A 2,693-nucleotide genomic window follows, 5' to 3' on the forward strand; every position below is an offset into this window, starting at 1 on the left:
GATTCGTGATCCCTTGCTGCGCGCCCGCCTCGGCGAGGCCGCTGAGGGGCGCGTGCGAAGCAATTTCGATCATATGGCAAGCATCGGACAGCTCAAGCAACTGTTCCAGCAGGAGTGGCAGGCTGCCGAATGAAGCGGCTGCGCGCCTTCTTCTATGTCCAGCACCTGCTCGGCATCGGCCATCTCGCGCGCGCCAGCCGCATCGCGGCGGCTTTGGCCGATGACGGGTTTGACGTAACCGTCGTGACCGGCGGAGCGCCGATCGCGGGGTTTCCGGGACCGGGGGTAAAATCTGTGCCCCTGCCACCTGTCACCTCCGGTGATGAAGGATTTTCAGGGTTGGTCGACCTGCAGGGCAAACCCATCGACGATGATTTCAAGAAGTGGCGCTCAGAGATGCTGCTGCAGGCATTCCGGGATTGCAGGCCTGATATCGTCATTATCGAGGCGTTTCCATTTGGACGCCGGCAGATGCGTTTCGAACTCTTGCCGCTGATCGAGGCCATCGAAGCGACGTCGCCCAGACCGCTGCTGGCGACGTCCGTCCGCGATATCCTTCAGGAGCGCGTCAAGCCGGGCCGAAACGAGGAAACGGTCGATCTCATCAACAGGCATTTCGACCTTGTCATGGTCCACGGCGACCCGGCTTTCGCAACCATCGACAGGACATTTCCACTGGCTGGGGCGATCACAGCCGAGGTCACCTACACGGGGCTCGTTGCCGCGCCGCCACCGCCCGCGGCCTCCGAGCGCTTCGACGTTCTGGTGTCGGTTGGCGGCGGCGCTGCCGGAAAACACCTGGTCAGCTCCGCCATCGCCGCCGCTAGGAATGCCAACAACGTTTGGAAATGGTGTTTGATCACCGGCCCAAACCTGCCGAAAGACGAATTTGACGCGATCGCGCGCGATGCCACGCCGGGTCTGTCCATCTTCCGGTTCCGCGAGGATTTCGCCAGCCTGCTAACCGGCGCCCGCCTGTCAGTTTCGCAGGCGGGTTACAACACGGTCTGCGATGTCCTGCGCGCGGGTTGTCGCTCCCTGCTCGTTCCATTTGCAGCTGGCGCGGAAACCGAACAAACGGTTCGCGCCCTGATGCTCGAAGAACTCGGTCTTGCAACGGTGCTGATGGAAAAGGACCTGTCGCCTGAAGGTCTGGCGCAAGCGATCGAACAGGCGCTTGTGGGACCGACGCCACCCGGGCATCGTCTCGATCTGGAAGGGGCGCGTCACTCGGCGCAAATCCTGCGCGAGCGGTATCGAACCTGGTCCGTAAGATCCTAACGCGGGTCGCGCCTGGATCAGATTCGCGCAACGCGCTTCAAACAGTTCCAATCAGCATGAAGCGCGTATAGTTCTTTGTCGGCAACTCGCCGGAAAACCTGATCTCCCGCAGCGCCGCCATGGCTTCGAAGGCTGCCAGTGAAGCCACGCAGTTGATGTGCGTCGGCTCGCTGAAATAGTCGTTCGATTGCAGAAGCACAGTCGTGCCCCGCGGAAGCAGAGCAAGCCAGGCGCTGAGATCGGCTATGTGTTCGCAGCTTGTATTGACAACCAGGTCAGGTTGCCCGGCCGCATAGTCGAGTGCGTACATATCGTCCGTCAGCGCCCGGAACCGATCGCCGGCTTCCCGGTTGAGGGTCCGGGCGACCGGCGCGACTTCGGGATCGATGTCGATGCTATCGACCGCCGCGATGTCGAAGCGGGCATCGTTGAAAAGCATTGCCGGCAATACGCCGTACCATCCGCCCAGCACCCATATGCGCCCGAACCGGCCGCCGCAACTTTCGAACAGCCTGTCGAGCGCCCACATCTTGCAGGCGACCTGCTTGTGGTTGAAGGCATTGGCGATGTCGGCCTGCGGATGCTTGGCTATGACGCGCGCCAGCCCTGCAACGAGAGGGTGCTTGACATAGGCGGCAATTCCCCGCGTGAGGTCCAGGGCCTGTTCGTGCCCGTCCGTGCCGGCATTGCGTGGTTGCGTGATATCCATCATATTCGCCTTGTATGTTGGGATTTCGGGCGACACAACGCAATCTTGCCTCCGCCTCGCAGGCTTTGAACGTGTCGCCAGCGCTGATTGCCGATGCGCCGTTCACCAGCAGATGCTTTTACTTTGCTTTAGACCGAAGGTTCACAGTCGCATATGGAACCCAGCCTAGCCCGCTATATCTGGAGGCACACCAAGAAGCAGCAGATATGGATATTGCTGATCGTTCTGCTGTCGATGATCCCGTATTTCATGTCCTTCGACCTGCCGAAGCTGATCGTCAACGGCCCGATCCAGGGCAAAGGTTTCGAGCAACCGGGAGCCACCCAGCCATTCATGAGACTGCACTATGACCTGCCGTTCATTGGCGAGGTCCAGTTGTTCTCCGGCTTTCAGCTCGACCGCACGGCAACGCTGCTTGCCCTCAGCGTCGTGTTCCTGTTGCTGGTCGTCATCAACGGCTTGTTCAAACTCTACATCAACACCTACAAGGGCCGCCTCGGCGAACGCATGCTGCGGCGTATCCGCTTCGATCTGGTCGATCGAGTGCTGCGGTTTCCGCCGTTTTACTTCAAACGGGTGAAATCCGCCGAAGTGGCGACCATGGTGAAGGACGAGGTGGAGCCGCTGGGCGGCTTCATCGGCGACGCCTTCCTGCAGCCGGTGCTGCTCGGCGGCCAGGCGCTGACGGCCATGCTGTTCATCA

At 60.9% G+C, this 2,693-nt stretch carries 3 protein-coding genes and 1 pseudogene; 3 read left to right on the forward strand and 1 reads right to left on the reverse strand.

The annotated features are described in order from the left end of the window. Both EN742_RS39745 and EN742_RS30980 read left to right on the forward strand, forming a co-directional pair. Positions 1-133, forward strand: a pseudogene (locus EN742_RS39745) (colanic acid biosynthesis glycosyltransferase WcaL); the annotation flags it as partial. Then, positions 130-1,281 (forward strand): glycosyltransferase family protein, encoded by a 1,152-nt coding sequence (locus EN742_RS30980; protein ID WP_128333667.1) that lies wholly within the window; start codon positions 130-132, stop codon positions 1,279-1,281. The pseudogene EN742_RS39745 and the gene EN742_RS30980, both read left to right, overlap by 4 nt. 37 nt (positions 1,282-1,318) lie before the next feature. Here the strand turns inward: EN742_RS30980 and EN742_RS30985 are convergent, their stop codons facing one another. Further along, positions 1,319-1,990: a class I SAM-dependent methyltransferase gene (locus EN742_RS30985; protein WP_127406730.1), complete on the reverse strand. Its 672-nt coding sequence runs from the start codon at positions 1,988-1,990 to the stop codon at positions 1,319-1,321. A 153-nt stretch (positions 1,991-2,143) separates the two neighbouring features. On the opposite strand from EN742_RS30985, the gene EN742_RS30990 reads away from it, so the two are divergent. After that, the coding region (locus tag EN742_RS30990; RefSeq protein WP_148670377.1) for an ABC transporter transmembrane domain-containing protein at positions 2,144-2,693 on the forward strand (550 nt) is incomplete at its 3' end.

The sequence above is a fragment of the Mesorhizobium sp. M4A.F.Ca.ET.020.02.1.1 genome, from assembly GCF_004022645.1.
In the GTDB taxonomy this organism is placed as follows: domain Bacteria; phylum Pseudomonadota; class Alphaproteobacteria; order Rhizobiales; family Rhizobiaceae; genus Mesorhizobium.